Source organism: uncultured Metabacillus sp. (assembly GCF_947503125.1).
In the GTDB taxonomy this organism is placed as follows: Bacteria; Bacillota; Bacilli; order Bacillales; family Bacillaceae; genus Metabacillus.
Genome location: NZ_CANNCR010000018.1, coordinates 21867 through 38136, shown reverse-complemented (window position 1 = coordinate 38136; position 16270 = coordinate 21867). Strand labels below are relative to the sequence as shown.

18 protein-coding genes and 1 pseudogene are annotated in these 16270 nt (G+C 37.9%); 1 reads left to right on the top strand and 18 read right to left on the bottom strand.

Annotation, left to right across the window (positions count from 1 at the left end; translation table 11 throughout):
* Positions 1–8: 8 nt before the first annotated feature.
* The 8 genes from Q1B07_RS13640 to Q1B07_RS13605 form a co-directional block, all read right to left on the bottom strand.
* On the bottom strand, positions 9–485 hold the full coding sequence (locus tag Q1B07_RS13640; RefSeq protein ID WP_299090952.1) for a PTS sugar transporter subunit IIA: 477 nt from the start codon (positions 483–485) through the stop codon (positions 9–11).
* A gap of 138 nt (positions 486–623) precedes the next feature.
* Positions 624–2033 carry a dihydrolipoyl dehydrogenase gene (gene lpdA, locus Q1B07_RS13635; protein WP_299090954.1) on the bottom strand — a complete coding sequence of 470 codons (1410 nt, stop codon included), beginning with the start codon at positions 2031–2033 and terminating at the stop codon, positions 624–626.
* 12 nt (positions 2034–2045) lie between these two features.
* A complete protein-coding gene (locus tag Q1B07_RS13630; protein ID WP_299090956.1) occupies positions 2046–3386 on the bottom strand; it encodes a dihydrolipoamide acetyltransferase family protein in 1341 nt (446 codons plus the stop codon).
* A 13-nt stretch (positions 3387–3399) separates the two neighbouring features.
* Positions 3400–4383: an alpha-ketoacid dehydrogenase subunit beta gene (locus tag Q1B07_RS13625; RefSeq protein WP_299090959.1), complete on the bottom strand. Its 984-nt coding sequence runs from the start codon at positions 4381–4383 to the stop codon at positions 3400–3402.
* Positions 4384–4401: 18 nt separating this feature from the next.
* A complete protein-coding gene (locus Q1B07_RS13620; RefSeq protein WP_299091022.1) occupies positions 4402–5385 on the bottom strand; it encodes a thiamine pyrophosphate-dependent dehydrogenase E1 component subunit alpha in 984 nt (327 codons plus the stop codon).
* A 265-nt stretch (positions 5386–5650) separates the two neighbouring features.
* A complete protein-coding gene (locus tag Q1B07_RS13615) occupies positions 5651–6664 on the bottom strand; it encodes a PTS glucitol/sorbitol transporter subunit IIB (RefSeq protein ID WP_299090961.1) in 1014 nt (337 codons plus the stop codon).
* 16 nt (positions 6665–6680) lie between these two features.
* Positions 6681–7211, bottom strand: a complete 531-nt coding sequence (locus Q1B07_RS13610) for a PTS glucitol/sorbitol transporter subunit IIC (RefSeq protein ID WP_299090963.1) — start codon at positions 7209–7211, stop codon at positions 6681–6683.
* Positions 7212–7599: 388 nt separating this feature from the next.
* Positions 7600–8487, bottom strand: coding sequence for an AraC family transcriptional regulator (locus Q1B07_RS13605; protein ID WP_299090965.1), 888 nt, complete (start codon positions 8485–8487; stop codon positions 7600–7602).
* 107 nt (positions 8488–8594) lie between these two features.
* Between Q1B07_RS13605 and Q1B07_RS13600 the strand changes: the two genes are divergently transcribed.
* Positions 8595–9545, top strand: coding sequence for an EamA family transporter (locus tag Q1B07_RS13600; RefSeq protein WP_299090967.1), 951 nt, complete (start codon positions 8595–8597; stop codon positions 9543–9545).
* Positions 9546–9573: 28 nt separating this feature from the next.
* Here Q1B07_RS13600 and Q1B07_RS13595 read toward each other — a convergent pair whose 3' ends face one another.
* From Q1B07_RS13595 to Q1B07_RS13555, 10 genes and pseudogenes are all read right to left on the bottom strand, one after another.
* The gene (locus Q1B07_RS13595; protein ID WP_299090969.1) at positions 9574–9768 is read right to left on the bottom strand and encodes a hypothetical protein; all 195 of its coding nucleotides are present in this window, start codon (positions 9766–9768) and stop codon (positions 9574–9576) included.
* A 9-nt stretch (positions 9769–9777) separates the two neighbouring features.
* The gene (locus Q1B07_RS13590; RefSeq protein WP_299090972.1) at positions 9778–10323 is read right to left on the bottom strand and encodes a DUF2628 domain-containing protein; all 546 of its coding nucleotides are present in this window, start codon (positions 10321–10323) and stop codon (positions 9778–9780) included.
* A 137-nt stretch (positions 10324–10460) separates the two neighbouring features.
* Positions 10461–10724, bottom strand: coding sequence for a DUF3949 domain-containing protein (locus Q1B07_RS13585; protein WP_299090975.1), 264 nt, complete (start codon positions 10722–10724; stop codon positions 10461–10463).
* A gap of 280 nt (positions 10725–11004) precedes the next feature.
* Complete coding sequence (locus Q1B07_RS13580) at positions 11005–12468, bottom strand: Msr family ABC-F type ribosomal protection protein (protein ID WP_299090978.1); 1464 nt, start codon at positions 12466–12468, stop codon at positions 11005–11007.
* On the bottom strand, positions 12449–13360 hold the full coding sequence (locus Q1B07_RS13575; RefSeq protein ID WP_299090980.1) for a putative RNA methyltransferase: 912 nt from the start codon (positions 13358–13360) through the stop codon (positions 12449–12451). The genes Q1B07_RS13580 and Q1B07_RS13575 overlap by 20 nt, the downstream gene beginning before the upstream one ends.
* A 338-nt stretch (positions 13361–13698) precedes the next feature.
* On the bottom strand, positions 13699–13743 hold the full coding sequence (locus tag Q1B07_RS27045) for an erythromycin resistance leader peptide (protein ID WP_142301762.1): 45 nt from the start codon (positions 13741–13743) through the stop codon (positions 13699–13701).
* 144 nt (positions 13744–13887) lie between these two features.
* A pseudogene (locus tag Q1B07_RS13570) lies at positions 13888–14057 on the bottom strand (DUF2197 domain-containing protein).
* 13 nt (positions 14058–14070) lie between these two features.
* Entirely contained in the window at positions 14071–15573 is a 1503-nt protein-coding gene (cls, locus tag Q1B07_RS13565) for a cardiolipin synthase (protein ID WP_299090982.1), read from the bottom strand.
* 127 nt (positions 15574–15700) lie between these two features.
* Positions 15701–16030, bottom strand: coding sequence for a general stress protein (locus Q1B07_RS13560; protein WP_299090985.1), 330 nt, complete (start codon positions 16028–16030; stop codon positions 15701–15703).
* A gap of 42 nt (positions 16031–16072) precedes the next feature.
* The gene (locus Q1B07_RS13555) at positions 16073–16240 is read right to left on the bottom strand and encodes a hypothetical protein (RefSeq protein WP_299090988.1); all 168 of its coding nucleotides are present in this window, start codon (positions 16238–16240) and stop codon (positions 16073–16075) included.
* Positions 16241–16270 lie beyond the last annotated feature (30 nt).

Sequence of the window (16270 nt, the reverse complement as noted above, 5' to 3'; positions counted from 1 at the left end):
TAACATCTCTAATTACTTACTCGATTTAGTTCTTTATTAAGTATATTTGTTACTGCTTCAGCACTTTTTGCATCTTGTAATCGTGACATCGTTTCTTCGTTTTGAAAAACCCCCATTAGTCTTTCTAACATCACAAGTTGTTTTTCTGGTTCTTTGATCGCCAACATAAATACGATATCGGCATCAACGGTTTCCCCTGGATTTCCCATCATTTGAAATTGTACCGGTTTATACAATTTAGCGAACGAAATCATGGGGCTGACAATATGTTCAGGGTCTGTATGTGGAATAGCTACCCCCATATTTGCCAATGGCAATCCTGTTGGATAAACATTTTCTCTTTCCAAGATAGCCTGTAGAAATGATTCTTTTACATAGTTTAAATCTTTCAATTTTTCATAAAGAAACGTAATGACTTCTTCACTTTTTTCTGCTTCAACATCTAAAAAAACAACTTGTTGATCTAAACAAAATAACTCCCCCATTTATTCCTCCCCTTTACTCAAAAATATTTCTTACTATACTCTTTTCAAAAACTCTTTATCATAACATGTCAGAACATCATTTACATTTGTTCTTACATGTTACTTTTGTAAAAATTATAAAATATTCTTAAAATTCAATCAAGTAGTTTTCACTATTTCTTTTCGTTTCTTTCTTTCCTTATTCGCTAGATTCAGCGCTGCTTCATAAAAGGTTTCAGATACCGTTGGGTGAGGATGGATCATTTTAGCTGCTTCATCTACGGTTCCTTCTAAATACATAAAAGCTGAAGCTTCTGAAATCATTTCCGTTACATGTGGTCCAACCATTGTTACTCCGATGATCTCTCCGTATTTTTCTTCGTAGACAATCTTTGTGAAGCCCGATGTTTCGCCGATGGTAAGGGCCTTTCCGTTACCAACGTGATCAAATTTTTCCGTTATGACTGCAAGGCCTTTTCCACGCGCTTCATCTTCTGTCATACCAACGCTAGCGATTTCAGGAAGTGTATAGATGCAACGAGGGACAACTTTATAATCAATTGTGTCAGCAACACCTGAAGCATTATTTGCCGCAACAATACCTTCAGCGCTTGCTACATGTGCTAGCTGATAACCTCCCACGACATCCCCTACTGCATAAACATTTGCTAAACTTGTTTCCATTTTTTCATTAACTTTGATAAATGGTCCGTCCATTTCAAGCTTTATTTGTGCTATAGCAGAGAGATTTGGCTTTCTACCAATACACACAATCAAGATTTCTGATTCAACAATTTTTTCATTACCTTTTTTGTTGGTACAAATGATGTGTTTGAGTTGATCTGTTTGTTCAACACGTTCGAGGGTAGTGCCAGTTAAAATCTGCACTCCTTTTTTCTTTAATTGCTTTTCTAAAAGCTTTGAAGCGTCTTTATCTTCACTCGGTACAAGACGATCAGCCATTTCGATGATTGTTACGTTCGTGTTTAAGCTGGCAAAAATACAAGCAAACTCAACACCGATCACACCACCGCCGATAATGGTGATCGACTCTGGTATCTTAGGCAAATCAAAAATCGAATCACTTGTATCGAATTGCACAGCTTCAAGTCCAGGTATGCCCGGTACGACTGGTGTAGAACCTGTAGCAATGATGATTTTATCTGCTTGAATGTACTCATACTGTTCATTTGAGACAATCTTAATTTGGTTTTGGGTTTCTATCATGCCAAATCCTTCATAAACATCAATTTTACCTTGTTTCATTAAGAAGGAAATCCCGTTGCGCAACCGATGTATAACATCATCTTTTCGTTTTTTCATTTTCTCAAATGAAAAGGTGAGCTCACCTGTTTCAAAGCCCCAAGCTTTTGCTTGTTCAATCGATTCAATGATTTCCGCATGTCTGAGGAATGTTTTTGACGGGATACACCCGCGATTTAAACAGGTGCCGCCCAAAAATTCTGCTTCTATCAACGCTACGCTTTTCCCTAATTCAGCTGCTTGGATAGCGGAAACATAGCCGCCAGGTCCTCCGCCTATAACGACAATATCATAGCTTTTTGACATTCTTTGCACCTCCTAAACTAGCAATTCAAATGGATTTTCCAGTACATGTTTAAGCTCTGTTAAAAATGCAGCGGCAGGAGCACCATCAATTGCCCGGTGATCAAAGGAAAGACTGACTGCCATCATTGGTCGTATCACAATTTCCTGATTGATCACAACCGGCTTATCTTGAATTCTTCCTACACCTAAGATCGCTGTTTCTGGCAAATTAATAATTGGAGTAAACGTATCAATCGCATACATACCAAGATTACTAATCGTGAAGGTCGAGCCCTTCATTTCATCTGGACGTAACTTTAACTCCCTTGCTCGTTTTCCAATATCTTTCGCTTCAGATGTTAATATACTTAATCCTTTTTTATTAACATCCTTTAACACCGGTACTATTAAGCCATCCTCAAGTGCAACTGCCAAGCCAATGTTTATTTGTTCGTTCATCACAATTTCATCATTGATTATCGAGGCATTAACAGATGGATAACGTGAGAGAACCATACCTGCCGCTTTGATAATGACTTCAGTGAATGATAAACGATAGCCAGTTTGTTTCTCGATTGTTGGCAAAAGCTGCCCACGTAATTCTTTTACCTTTGTCATATCGATATCACTTGTTAACGTAACATGTGGGGCAGTTGTTACGCTTTTTTGCATACGATCTGCGATCACTTTTCGCATACCAGAAAGCTTTTTACGGTTTGATTGATTTGTTTCTGCTACGGCATTCTGACCTCTTCGGGGACTTACAAGATCGTCTTTTACGATTTTTCCGTTTGTACCTGTACCCGTTATTTTTGAAACATCCACTTGTTCTGATTGGGCAATTTTTCTAGCGAGCGGTGTCATTTTTACAGCTGCTGCCTTATTCTCAGACATATGCTTCACATCTTTTTCATGAATACGGCCATTTGGTCCGCTGCCGGTTACAAGAGTGAGCGCGATTTTCTTTTCTCTTGCAACTCTTCTTGCCGCAGGAGTTGCCCGTATCTTTTCAGCTGAATCTGGTTGTTTTTCTTCAACAGTGCTTGATGCATCCTTTTCCTCTGGGCTTGCTGCAATGCCTTCCTCACTTGAGTCTCCTGAAGAGATCCCTGGTGATTCCGCAGGTACTTTTTCACTTTCCTCACCAATATAGCCAATGATTTGATTTACAGGAACTTCCTGATCCACGTCAAAGTATTTTTTTAGTAAAATCCCATCTTCATAAGACTCTACTTCAATATTGATTTTGTCTGTCATAATTTCAAACAAGGGTTCCCCAATTTCTACCGACTCTCCTTCATCTTTAAACCATTGAAGGAGGGTTCCGACTTCCATCGTACTGCTTAATTTCGGCATGAAAATTTCCTTTGCCATCGATCATCCCTCCTTATTTGTAGCGAACGATTTCTTTTACAGCTCCGATAATATCTGGTACTTGCGGTATTGCCGCTTTTTCTAGAGTTGGATTATATGGAATGGGAATTGAAAGTCCGCCTAAGCGTTTAATAGGTGCATCAAGATAGTCAAAAGCTTCACTTTCTGCAATCATGCTTGCAATCTCACCGCCAAATCCGCCCCGCTTTACAGCTTCATGAACTACGATTAAGCGGCCAGTCTTTTTTACAGATTCAATGATCGTTTCTTCATCTAAGGGGACGAGTGTTCTTGGATCAACGATCTCTACGTCAACTCCCTCTTTTTCAAGCTCTGCAGCTGCTTCCAATGCTTTATGGACCATAATGGATGTTGCGACAATCGTGACATCCGTTCCTTTCCGCTTCACGTCAGCCTTACCAATCGGAATCGAATACTGCTCCTCAGGAACATCACCTTTCGTTTTATAAAGAAGCTTATGCTCATAGAAAATCACGGGATTATCGTCATCTATCGCAGCCTTGAGCAAGCCTTTTGCATCATAAGCTGTTGAAGGCTGGATCACTTTAAGACCTGGAATATGTGCCATCCAAGCCTCTAAGCTTTGTGAGTGCTGTGCCGCCGCACCTGTACCTGACCCGGCTGGTGTACGCAGCACCATTGGCACACTCCCAATCCCGCCGTTCATATAGCGAAGCTTAGCTGCTTGGTTAACCATTTGGTCCATTGCAATTGTAATAAAATCAGAGAATTGTAGTTCTAAAATTGGTCTCATCCCTGTTAATGCTGCACCAACTGCACCACCTGCAATAGCTGCTTCAGATATTGGAGTGTTACGGACACGCTCAGGCCCAAATTCTTCAATCATTCCACGGGTTACACCAAAAGCGCCTCCATAAACTCCGATATCCTCGCCTAAAATAAAAACGTCCTCGTTCTGTCTCATTTCTTGACTCATTGCTTCCCTGACGGCTTCTAAATAGGTAATCTCTCTCATGCTACGTTCCTCCTTTCCTTACGCATACACATCTTCTAATAAAGTATTAATGGATGGTTCTGGACTATTTTCTGCATAGGTAACAGCAGCTTCAATTTCCTCTTTTGCTTCCATTTGAAGTTGTTTCGCTTCTTCTTCGGTAAAGAGGCCTTCTGAAATTAATAGCTCCTTATACTTCTTAATGCCGTCTCTATTTCTCCATTCTTGCTCTTCCTCACGTGTCCGATATTTTTTCGCATCACTTTTCGAATGCCCTTTCCAACGATATGTTTTTGCTTCAATTAATGTTGGCCCATTGCCGCTGCGAGCATGTTCAACCGCATCGTAAACGGTATTCATCATTTCAATCACATCTGTGCCATCAACAATTTTCCCCGGTATTCCGTAACTGCTGCCACGTTCAGCAATATGTTCAATATTTGTCATTTCCTTTACAGGACCGCTCATTCCATATTGGTTATTTTCACAAATAAAGACGACCGGTAAATCCCAGATGGATGCTAGATTAAGAGCTTCATGGAAACTTCCTTCATTGCTTGCACCATCACCAAAATAACAGAGGACAACATAGCCTAACTTTTTCATTTTTGACGTTAATGCTGCGCCTACAGCGATCGGGATCCCCCCGCCTACAATTCCATTTGCTCCTAAATTCCCTTTTTCGAGGTCAGCAATATGCATGGAACCGCCTTTTCCTTTGCAGTAGCCTGTTTCCCGTCCAAACAGCTCTGCCATCATGCGCTTAACATCTGCTCCTTTTGAAATACAATGGCCATGCCCTCGATGTGTGCTTGTAATTTTATCTATATCTTTTAAAGCAGCGATTGGCCCCGCTGCAGAAGGCTCCTGCCCAACACATAAATGGGTTGTGCCGTGAATCATTCCTTTAGCAAAAAACTGGTCAACCTTTTCATCAAAATAACGAATTAACCACATTTCTTTATAGAGTGAAATTAGCTTCTCATTGGTGATATGGGGTGGCAATTTAACTGTGCTTAACATCAATTCCCTTCCTCCTTTTACATTTGTTCTTATGTGTTACATTTGTAAATATCGTAATCCTATTATTGAAAATAGTCAAGGTATTGTCTGTAATTTTTTGAATTTTTTATTTTTCCGTTTAAAAAATTAACAGAACAAACATTTATTCTTCAACCACAAAAAGCGGCTGTCTAAAGAGGGTACAAATCCTTCTAAGACAGCCACTTTAAAAATGGAATCCTATACAATTTTACTAACATAAAAACAGCATATGTTTTGCAATTATCTAGTACATTCCAAAACTAGCAAAATAAGCAATCACGACGGCAAATGCACCAGTAATAAGGCGGCTGTATAAAACCGCGGGTACACCGTATTGAACCGTTTCAGGCTTTGCTTCTCCCAGCGATAAACCTACGGGGATAAAGTCACAGCCAACTTGACCATTTATAGCAAATAGGGCCGGCAGCGCAAATTGAGGAGGTATATTTCCTAAGGCAATTTGACTGCCAATTAATACTCCGATAACCTGGGCAATAACGGCACCAGGGCCTAGTACTGGTGATAAAAATGGCAAAGTACATACCACTACGATAACAATCAAACCTACAAGTGAGCTTGCAAGCGGAGATAAAAAGTTCGCAATGAAGTCACCGATTCCTGTATAGTTAATAATCCCAATTAACATACTGACAAAAGCCATGAATGGGATAATATTTTTTATTAACATTTCAACCGAATCACGTCCAGCCTGATAGAACGTACCTGTTACTTTCCCAATTCCTCTTGAAAATTTCGTTAAAAAATTATCACTATTTCCTAGTTTTTCTTTTTTGAGCTTTTCATAGTTTTCTTTAAATTTCTCTTTATCCTTTGTGTTAAACACGGATTCTTGTGAAGCTTCCATAGCACCTGCTGCTTCATTGTATCCTTCGGCAACAGCAACTTCTTTTTCAGTAACACCCGAAACAAAAATATCCTCGGTTATATGCCTTGCAAGCGGACCAGAAGGTGAAGATGCCATAATATCAACAGTTGGAATTCGCTTCATTGGATATAGCCCAATCCGTGCCGTACCGCCACAGTCAATAACAACACACATCATCTCATCTTCTGGAACAGCATTTTTAAAGCCATCAATTGCTTCTGTTCCAGTTAATTCAGCAATTTTTCTTGCAACCGGATGAATCCCGCCTCCAGTAATAGACACGACCTTTGTTCTTTTGCCTTTTGGTTCAATATGAAGCCCTGCTCCCCAGCCGCCAGATCCTTTTGCAACAAAAACCGCACGATAGGCCATCTAACATCTCCTCCTTCTATAATGATTTGACTTCCATTTTTTTCGCTAAATACTTTGTAATCATTTCCGTCACAATCCCGCGTATGAAAATGATTAAGATACCAACTAAAAAATAACGCACGGCAAGCTCTGACATGGAATAACCCGCTTCCTTAATTCCGTTTGCAATGCCAAGATAAACGAAAAGCTCACCTGCATTTGCATATGGAAATAACGCTGTTACAGGATGAACAAACGAAACAGCTGAATCATAAAATGCCGGCTTTTGCTTTTCAGGTAAAAAACGGCCAAATGTATAAGCCATGGGATTTGTTAAAAGCAAGACTGCTAGAATAGGCATCACCGTATATCGTAATAATGTATATTTTGCTGCAAACTGAATCGCTTTGTTTACTCTCTCTTCCCCAATAAATTTCATTACAGCATACGTAAAGGTTAATAGCACAACTAATGTTGGAACAATGCCGGTTAATAAACCCATAAATGTTTCTCCGCCAGCATTAAACATCCCAATAAAGTGTTCTCCAAACCATTGAATCCATTCCATTATTTCTTGCACTCCTTCCCCTTTGTCGATATTCAAATAATTTAAGCGCTTTCAAATTCAATCTTGCTTTAGAAAATAAATCCTCCCCTTATGTCTTTTTGGTTATGTGATGGCAGCTTAATACTTTCCGATCACATAATTAAAACGCTGTCATTTTATTTCTGAAAAAGTGCAAAAACATATGTTTCCCAGATTAATAAACAATGACGTTCATTTACATTTGTTCATATATGTTACATATGTTATGTATATAACATAATATCAAATAATAAAAGTGTCAATGCTATTTTTTGAATTTTCAACAAAAAAACAAAAGGATCCTTCCTCATCCAGAAAGGAATCAGCTTTTATACTCACTTGGCTGCATTTGTTTGGGCTATATATGAATTTAATCGCCTACTCTCGATTTTTTATAGGCCAATGGCGTCATATTCATCGACTTTCGAAATTTATCAATAAAATAGCTCGTACTATTAAATCCTACTTGAAAGGCGACTTCCGTCACATTGGATTCTGTTTGCTGCAATAAGCTTAAGCTTTTTTGAATTCGATAATCGGTTACATACTTTAATGGGGTAGTGTTTAATATCCGCTTAAAATACCGGCAGCATTCAGAGCGGCTCAATTGGCCTGCTTTTGCAATATCGTCCAGCAAAATTTTCTCAGCATAATGGAGATGTATCCAATTTAACATTTCCTTCATACGGCTATTTTTCACCATCTCTGTCTCATCGAATTCTAATTGAAAGCCATTAATGATTAAGTTTTGCCAAATGATCGTCAGCTGTAGGGTAATGTCGATTTCAAAGAATGATGGTTTTTGTTGGACCCATTGATTGATTTTAATCATGGCATCTAAAATGTTTTTCCCCCAAGGCTCAGCTGCATCTATACATAAAAAAGGTAAATTAGTCGCTTGAATATAGGGAAAGACATAGGTTGTATAAAGTTCCTGGGGTAAAACGAAATGAGGTGAACTATTTAAGCAAATATAAACACATCCTGATTGATTGTGGTCTTTCGCCATGTGAAGGCAGCCGCTATTTATAAATAGTCCATTACCTTCTCGAACCACTATTTTCTCTTCATTTATTTGAAAAATTGCTTCCCCTTTTACAATTAGGACAAATTGTAGTTCATCATGCCAATGTAGTGGTATAAAACCATGTATATTTTGCTGAATCGTTGTTTCGTAGCAGGCAATCGGTAACGCCACTGTGCGATGCTTCGTTTGCTCTTTTAAGTTTTGATCAATGACAAAATTCTTTATTTGCATACGACCACCTCAATATATTGATATTTTTTCGTTCAATTTCAGTAGAATAAACCCATCTTTACACTTATAATAACAATATTATTATATTTAAAGGTGGAGAGGCAATCATGAATAAACCTGTGAGAAGAACAGGGTTGTTCCTCGTGATAATTGGAGCGGTATTTTGGGGAGTTGGCGGGACAGTTGCACAAAAGCTCTTTCAATACGCAATCGATGTAAATTGGCTTGTTACAGTACGATTGCTTATCGCTGGTTTATTATTATTAACCGTTCAATTTTTAGGAAAAGACCGTTCTCAAATCGTTGGTGTGTGGAAAAATCGTACGTCAGCTGTTCAACTAATCATCTTCGGCTTAGTTGGCATGCTTGCCGTTCAATATACGTATATGTCATCCATCCTTCATGGTAATGCAGCTGTTGCTACATTATTGCAATATTTAGCACCTGTGATGATTATCATTTATCTCCTATTACGTAAGCAAACTGTTTTAACAGGAAGAGATTCAGTCACGATTTTGCTTGCTTTAATCGGCTGCTTTTTCTTGTTAACAAATGGCTCAATCTCACAATTATCTGTGCCTTCACCAGCGATCATTTGGGGGATTTTATCTGGAGTTGCATTAGCATTTTATACGTTATATGCTGTTCCTCTGCTGAAGGAGTACGATTCACTTGTCATTGTTGGCTGGGCGATGGTCATCGGCGGTTTAGCTTTAAGCATTATCCATCCCCCTTGGCAGGTAGATACTTCAAGCTTTACGCTGGAAACTTACGTCTACCTACTATTCGTGATCATCTTTGGCACGATGCTGGCCTTTTGGTTTTATATCGAAAGCTTGCAAAGTCTTTCGCCTAAAGAAACAAGTCTTTTAAGCAGTTTAGAACCGTTGGCAGCAGTTTTAACTACCGTCTTTTGGTTAAAAGAATCATTTGGATTTTTCCAATGGGTTGGTACAGCCTGCATTATCACGATGATTTTAATATTAGCTTTGAATAAAAAGTCTTCCTCTAAAACTAGTAAAACATTTAAAAATGAAAAACCCCTCAGAGTCGGTTGAGGGGTTTTTATTGAAGCTTTCACTACGTCTACCAGTTTTCTTCAATCCACAATTCATAGTCTATCGCTTCTTCTTCACTGAGTTTCTGACCGTTCAGGTAGACATCTCTCCATTCGTAGATCAGTTTATCAAAAAACACATGAAAGAGAATACGCACATCTTCATCTTCTGTATAGTCATAGCCTTTGAATTCTACCACATGGTAGCGATCTTTTTTCTCCACATAATTCCACTAATAATCTTCTGTAAATACTTCAAGTGTAATCGCATCATCACTATAGCGGACAATATCTTTAATATTAGTCGTAGTTGGGACATGAGCAAGAGCAAAGTCTGTTAGAAAGTAGAATAATAGACTAAATGCCATAAGACCGAACATAATCCCAAGATGTGCCCCGCCCTTCGTTTTCACATAAGATTCTTGCTGAGAATCAGGACATTTTTGAGATTCATGTAAAATCTTTACAGTGTGTAAATAATACCAGCGATTTCCGTACAAGCCAGTAATGATTGCTACAAGCGGATAAAAGCTATACATCACCCATAGGGGAAGATCTACAAAATAGGCAGGAATGGTCCAAAGCAATTCAATTCCTAGAAAAAGAAAAAACAACTTATACATTTTACGATACGCCAGCCAGAATGTAGAAAAGAAAAACGCGGCCCAATTCCACGTGTTTTGCTTCCCAGGGTCACTAACCGATCCCCATTTTAGATGATAATAAGATGTGTTCTTTTGCACGACATTCAATAATTCTTGTAAGCGGGATTCTTCCATGTGCTTGCTCCTCTTTGATCAAAGTAAATTTAATAGATTAAAAATACTTCAGGATAAATAAAAGTACAAGCATTATTTCAGCAATTAGATTTTGTTTTTAGAACAGCTTTTAAAACGAAGCATTCCCGTATCGTATTTTAGCTTCTCTTATGTTTCCAATTATAGACAAGAGTGGCCAAAAGGTTGGCACCTAAAAATAATAAGTTTCCTTGTGCATTGAAGTGTAATTGTTGTGTTTCAAACCCCATTCGTTCATAATATGCATCTGCGGTTAAGCCTAATACCTTTCGTTCCTTTTCGTCTTCCTTTAATTGTTTGATATACCTATATTGCATCGGTAATAAGAGTAACGATAATAACAGATATGCACCAATAATCCCAAGTGTTGTGTATAAACCCATTTCATTCACCTCTTTATGGAAATTCTCCCTTACCTATATATACGGATTCATGTTCTTTTCGTTTCAAAAACTTTTTCAACTATGTGATTAAGAAAAGCGCAAGGTGCTTAGCATTCGGCGACAAGCATAAGGCGAATAGGAATAGAAGGTGTTCTTTACCTTCAATTCCTATTTGACTAGACCCTAGAGCCGATGGCGCCTGGAGCTAGACACTAAAACTAAGTTCAAATTTTATTTTACTTTGAACTAAAAGAAGCAGAGATCCCTCTGCTTCCCCACATTATTTTATTACGAGTAATTTTTCATTTTCGATTAAATATACACAATCAGCTACCCGTTCAATAAAGGTGCGATCATGTGATACAAGAAGGACTGTACCTTCATATGCCTTCAAAAAGCGTTCTAATGCTTCAATACAAAAAACATCTAAAAAATTGGTTGGTTCATCTAAGATCAATACATTATATCTCCCTAAAAAAAGCTGGCACAATTCCAAACGAACCGCTTCACCGCCACTTAATTCCCGGACATTTTTCTTAACATCATTACCTACAAAATTCATCGCATGAAGTGCTGCCCGAATTTTCCCTTCATCATAGTCGCTTCTTTCTTTCATATAGTCTAATACACTTTTGTCTTTTTCAAATTGGTAACCCATTTGTTCATAACGTCCGATGACCGCTTTCGGTGAAATGATCATCCCTTCTCCCCTTTGATAAATGTGGCGGAGTAAGGTTGATTTTCCTGTACCATTCTTTCCTTTTATGGCAATGGTGTTCCCCAATGGAAATTGGAAAGATGCTTCCTTCAAAAGCATCTTATTGCCAATCTTTAGTGTCAGGCGATCCGCCATAATAGGAAACTTATTATGCATCTGAAGTGCACTTGGCTGATGAAACCTTAATGCCTGTTCTACTGTTGGAGCGTCAACTGCCTCAAGCTGTTTCACTCGTTGCTCAATCGACTTTGCGGCACGTTGAACTGCTTTTTGGCTTGTATCTTTTGATTTTGTCATAAACATTTTATTTGCTTTTGCTTTCGTTTCCTTCTTAGAAATATGTCCATTTGCTTGTGTGATTTTTTCAGCCTTTTTCATTTTTTCTTCTGCAGCCTTTAACAGACGTGTTTTTTCTTTTAAATAGTTTTCATGCTGCTGTTGCTGCTGATTTCGCTGAAGCTCTTTTTGAGCTACATAATCTGAATAGTTTCCTGTATATTCAGTTACATATCCATCTTCGATTTCCCAAATTTTCGTTACGAGTTTATCAAGTATATAACGGTCATGACTGACAAGCACAAGTGCCCCATAATAATAAGTCAATTCATCGATAAAAAAGCGTGTACCCTCTTCATCAAGATGTGTTGTTGGCTCATCAATCAATAGACCTTCATGGTAGTTTGAAAAAATTTGTGCTAACTTCAGCCTTGTTTGTTCCCCGCCGCTAAAATTTTCAATATCGGTTTGCGGGATGGATAACTTTCCAACTAGTTCATAATCTACATCTTTTTCAACTGGTGATTCCAGTTGATCGAAATAAGCAAATTGCACAAAGCGTTTGACATGGCCTTTCTCAGGCTTGATTTGTCCGTACATAAGTTTCAATAACGTGCTTTTACCAGCCCCGTTCTTGCCAACAATCCCAATCCGATCAAACTGATGTACCGCCAGCCGCGGAATCGTTAATACTAATCGATCTAAAAATGATAGTTCGATATTTTCTAGTTCAAGACATACTTTTTCCATTATTTATTACCTCGCTTTTTTCTTCATTCTTTTTATTTAATCCAATTAAAATATCTAAATCGATTGTGACCTCCGAAAAACCTTTAAGAATAAACGCTTCAATATCTGCTTGATTTGATGTCCAAGAAAGGGGTGACATCTGAACGAAATGTTCCAACTCTGTCTGCTCCAGTTTTTTTGTATAGCGTAAGCTGATCACATCTTTTAGTTGGAAATGCTTTTTGAAAAGGTACACGATATCATCATTTTGATAGACCTTCTTTTCTGTATCATTGAGAAGTGCTTCCCGTAGTTCTTTTAGATAACTAGAACGAGGAACAACTTTCATGACGAGACCATTTGGAGCTAACAATCTTTTAAATTCTGTGTAATTTGAAGGTGATAAGATATTGAGAATAATCTGAAACGATTGATCCACAAATGGAGCATTTGCTACATCACCTACAAGCCAAATTAGGTTTTTGTATTTCTTTGCGGCCATAAGAATGCCTTCTTTTGAAATGTCCAACCCAATCCCTGTTATGGAACTATTCCTGGCTTCCTCTATAATCTTTTGTAAATGGGAACCTTCACCACATCCTGCATCAAGAATTAAAGATGGAGAAGATGATTCACCCAAATGTTCCTTTATCAAGTTTGAAATCTCCTTATGAAGCAATGAATACAAATGACTTTCCATAATCATTTTTTGCCTTGCCTCAAATAATGCCTTATTGTAATGACTAATAGAGGGACGGATCATCATGTTTACATATCCTTGCTTTGCAAAATCAAACGTATGGTTATTTGGACATTTCAAGCTTTTTAAATCAACCGCTCTAAACGAATTTTTACAATACGGACATCTAAATACTTCCAGAAATTCACTAACACTCTTTGCTTTATCGGCCATGTTCTCTCTTCCTTTCTAATAAAAAAATCACAAGCATCTGCCTGTGATTCAGAGTAAAGGGAAGAAACATACCCACCCTTATGAAGTTAGGGGCTAATAGGAAGCCGTCAGCAAATAAACCTTCCTTTTACCGGCCAAAAGAAGGAAATTAAGACAAAAATAAAGAAAGACAGATTACTCCGCCTTTCTGGACATTACATATTTTTTCTATACTTGCCTACTGCTCATCATAGAGAAGCTAGCATGGGCAAATAAATATGAAATGAAGATTATTAAAAAAGGACAGACTGATCCCATTTACTCTGCAATCACAAAGCAGAGACTTTGAACGTATTCAATTACTGGTTCAAAGTTGGGAATCGTAGTCTCATAGCATGTGTCATTTTTTAATAATCCTCCTTAATATTTAAAAGTACAATGCCATTATAGAATTCCTTTTTAAAAAAGTCAAAGGGTTATAACACAAATCTTCAACAAAAAGAGCACTTCTCCTGCTTAAAAGAAATGCTCACTTATTGTTAAACGCTCTATCTAAAAAAGAATTTAATGGCTTCAAGACGTATTTTATGGTTACAGTCTTCACAACAAAAAGCCTTTTTCTGTTTTCTTTATACAATTGGTATTGCCTTGTACCTTCATAAACTTTAAACTTTTTTTGGCAGTTATAACAAATTACTTCATAAGAAAACATTATCATCCCCCTATAGACATTATAAAGCCCCGGAAAACAAACGGGCAATTGATTCCTTCAACTTTTCGATGGGGCTCCGCTTATAAAATTCTACAGGCCGTATACGTTTACTCGCTTCCATATCCGCTTCATAATCGGCCACTAAATCCTGAATAGAACTAGTCCCAATTAAAAAAGCATTTACTTCAAAGTTTAAATGAAAGCTTCGCATATCCATATTCGCGGTTCCAATTGAGGCAAGATCCCCATCAACAATGATGATTTTTTGATGCAAAAATCCTTTTTGATAGGAATAAATTTCAACACCGCACCTTAATAGTTCAGGAAAGTATGATCTTGTTGCATACTGGGTAAGAAAGCCGTCATTAATTTCTGGCACCATCACCCGAACCTGAACGCCTTTTTTCGCGGCTACCCTTAAGGCTGTCCGAATGGATTCATTTGGAACAAAGTATGGGGTTGCAATCCAAATCGATTTGGTGGCAAAGGAGATCATCGTGTAGTACATGTCACTTATAATATCCTCCTGCGTATCTGGTCCGCTTGCCACGACATGGACCAGCCCATCTCCTTCTACAGAGTATGACGTGTTGTAGTGCGGATCATCAAGCAAACATTCATTGCTAATATATTCCCAATCTAAAAGAAAAATAGAATGCAGTGTTTGAAGGGCTTCTCCCTCTATCATCAAGTGGGTATCCCGCCAAAAACCGATCTCTTCATCTTGTCCGAGGTACTCAATGCCCACATTTAATCCGCCGACAAATCCGATTTTCCCATCAATCACAATAATTTTCCGGTGATTGCGAAAATTGAATTTTTGGTTAAAAAATCCATACTTGATTGGTAAGAAAGGATAGACGGAAACACCCGCGTCTTTCATTCTTTTTATATCTTTACTTAACAATGACCGACTTCCAACTGCATCATAGATAAACCGTACTTCTACCCCATTTTTTGCTTTGGTAATTAAAATATCCATGATCTCTTTCCCAAGTCGATCAGAACGAAAAATATAGTATTCGATATGAATAAAGTCATTTGCTTTCTTAAGCTGTTTTTTCATTTCATTGAACGTTTCAGCACCATTTGTTAAAACCTTTGTCTGTGTAGATGTATTCATCTCCGTTAACGCAACATGTTGGGAATAATGGACAAAGCCCTTTTGATGCTCTTTAAGCTTTGCTAAATCTGGTGTATGCTGCTGTGTCGTCATCTTCAAAGCTTCGCGGTCATTTTTTCGTTTACTTTGAAAAAGGTAGCCTTTCAAGTACAGCTGACCTGAATACAAATAAAAGATATAGCCAATAACAGGGAGAAAGATCAAGACATACATCCATAATAGAGTATTATGTGCAGTTCGGTTTTCTAGGATTAATGAAAAAATAGTTGTCATAATAATGAGTCCGTATAAAATAACAAAACCAGTCTTTAATAGGTAGCTGCTATTTGTAAAAAAGATTATATAAACGGATGCAATAATCATAAGTACAAAAAAGAATTCAATTCTTCGTTTTTTCATATGTCCTCCAACATTAGTTTACTTGTTATGACGTTAGAGAATCTAAGTACGAGGAGAGATTAATAGGAAAAGAAGTTTATGTATTTAACATGGAAAAGCCCGCCTGCTGACGAGCCTTTCAGGAAAATTATGAAACTGATTTTGCTGCAACCACCACGATGCGTCCCAGGTCCAATTCTTCCTCTAGTTGTTGTGCACCTGCATCTGAAACACCTAACGATTGAATTTTAGAGCGTAATTCATCACCGCGGGAACGAAACACATTTGCTGCTGAATCAAAAACCCCTTGCTCTTTTACACCGATCTCTTCCGTATTTGTTATTCTTGTTAGATCCTCAGAAAAGTCTTTGTCATGAGCCAGCAAGTAAACCTCATCTTTGGTAAACCCTTGAGTGATAAATTGTCCAATCGCTTCTCTTGCTTCAACAGCATTTTCTACAACTTTTACATCTTTCATAAGATAAATACCTCCTAAAAAAATTGATTTTATAATGCTAGATTAGTTTGTTTCTTGATTTTTATTTTCAGTATCCACCTCGTCCTTCTGCTCACCATCACTAGGACCATTATCTTGATCTACCCCATCAGCACATCCAGTTAATCCTCCTAATGTAAGTGTCGCAAAAAGTCCACCTACTAGGAATCGTTTCTTCCAATTAAGATTCATGGCTAAACTCCTCCTTTTTTACTTATATGG

Coding starts and splice junctions, on each gene's coding strand:
- Q1B07_RS13575 (WP_299090980.1), bottom strand. CDS start 13,360: ATGGCCGATAAAGCAAAGAGTGTTAGTGAATTTCTGGAAGTATTTAGA.
- Q1B07_RS13560 (WP_299090985.1), bottom strand. CDS start 16,030: ATGAAAGATGTAAAAGTTGTAGAAAATGCTGTTGAAGCAAGAGAAGCG.
- Q1B07_RS13640 (WP_299090952.1), bottom strand. CDS start 485: ATGGGGGAGTTATTTTGTTTAGATCAACAAGTTGTTTTTTTAGATGTT.
- Q1B07_RS13590 (WP_299090972.1), bottom strand. CDS start 10,323: ATGGAAGAATCCCGCTTACAAGAATTATTGAATGTCGTGCAAAAGAAC.
- Q1B07_RS13585 (WP_299090975.1), bottom strand. CDS start 10,724: ATGGGTTTATACACAACACTTGGGATTATTGGTGCATATCTGTTATTA.
- Q1B07_RS13625 (WP_299090959.1), bottom strand. CDS start 4,383: ATGAGAGAGATTACCTATTTAGAAGCCGTCAGGGAAGCAATGAGTCAA.
- Q1B07_RS13610 (WP_299090963.1), bottom strand. CDS start 7,211: ATGGAATGGATTCAATGGTTTGGAGAACACTTTATTGGGATGTTTAAT.
- Q1B07_RS13615 (WP_299090961.1), bottom strand. CDS start 6,664: ATGGCCTATCGTGCGGTTTTTGTTGCAAAAGGATCTGGCGGCTGGGGA.
- Q1B07_RS13630 (WP_299090956.1), bottom strand. CDS start 3,386: ATGGCAAAGGAAATTTTCATGCCGAAATTAAGCAGTACGATGGAAGTC.
- cls (WP_299090982.1), bottom strand. CDS start 15,573: ATGAAAAAACGAAGAATTGAATTCTTTTTTGTACTTATGATTATTGCA.
- Q1B07_RS13605 (WP_299090965.1), bottom strand. CDS start 8,487: ATGCAAATAAAGAATTTTGTCATTGATCAAAACTTAAAAGAGCAAACG.
- lpdA (WP_299090954.1), bottom strand. CDS start 2,033: ATGTCAAAAAGCTATGATATTGTCGTTATAGGCGGAGGACCTGGCGGC.
- Q1B07_RS13555 (WP_299090988.1), bottom strand. CDS start 16,240: ATGAATCTTAATTGGAAGAAACGATTCCTAGTAGGTGGACTTTTTGCG.
- Q1B07_RS13620 (WP_299091022.1), bottom strand. CDS start 5,385: ATGTTAAGCACAGTTAAATTGCCACCCCATATCACCAATGAGAAGCTA.
- Q1B07_RS13580 (WP_299090978.1), bottom strand. CDS start 12,468: ATGGAAAAAGTATGTCTTGAACTAGAAAATATCGAACTATCATTTTTA.
- Q1B07_RS13600 (WP_299090967.1), top strand. CDS start 8,595: ATGAATAAACCTGTGAGAAGAACAGGGTTGTTCCTCGTGATAATTGGA.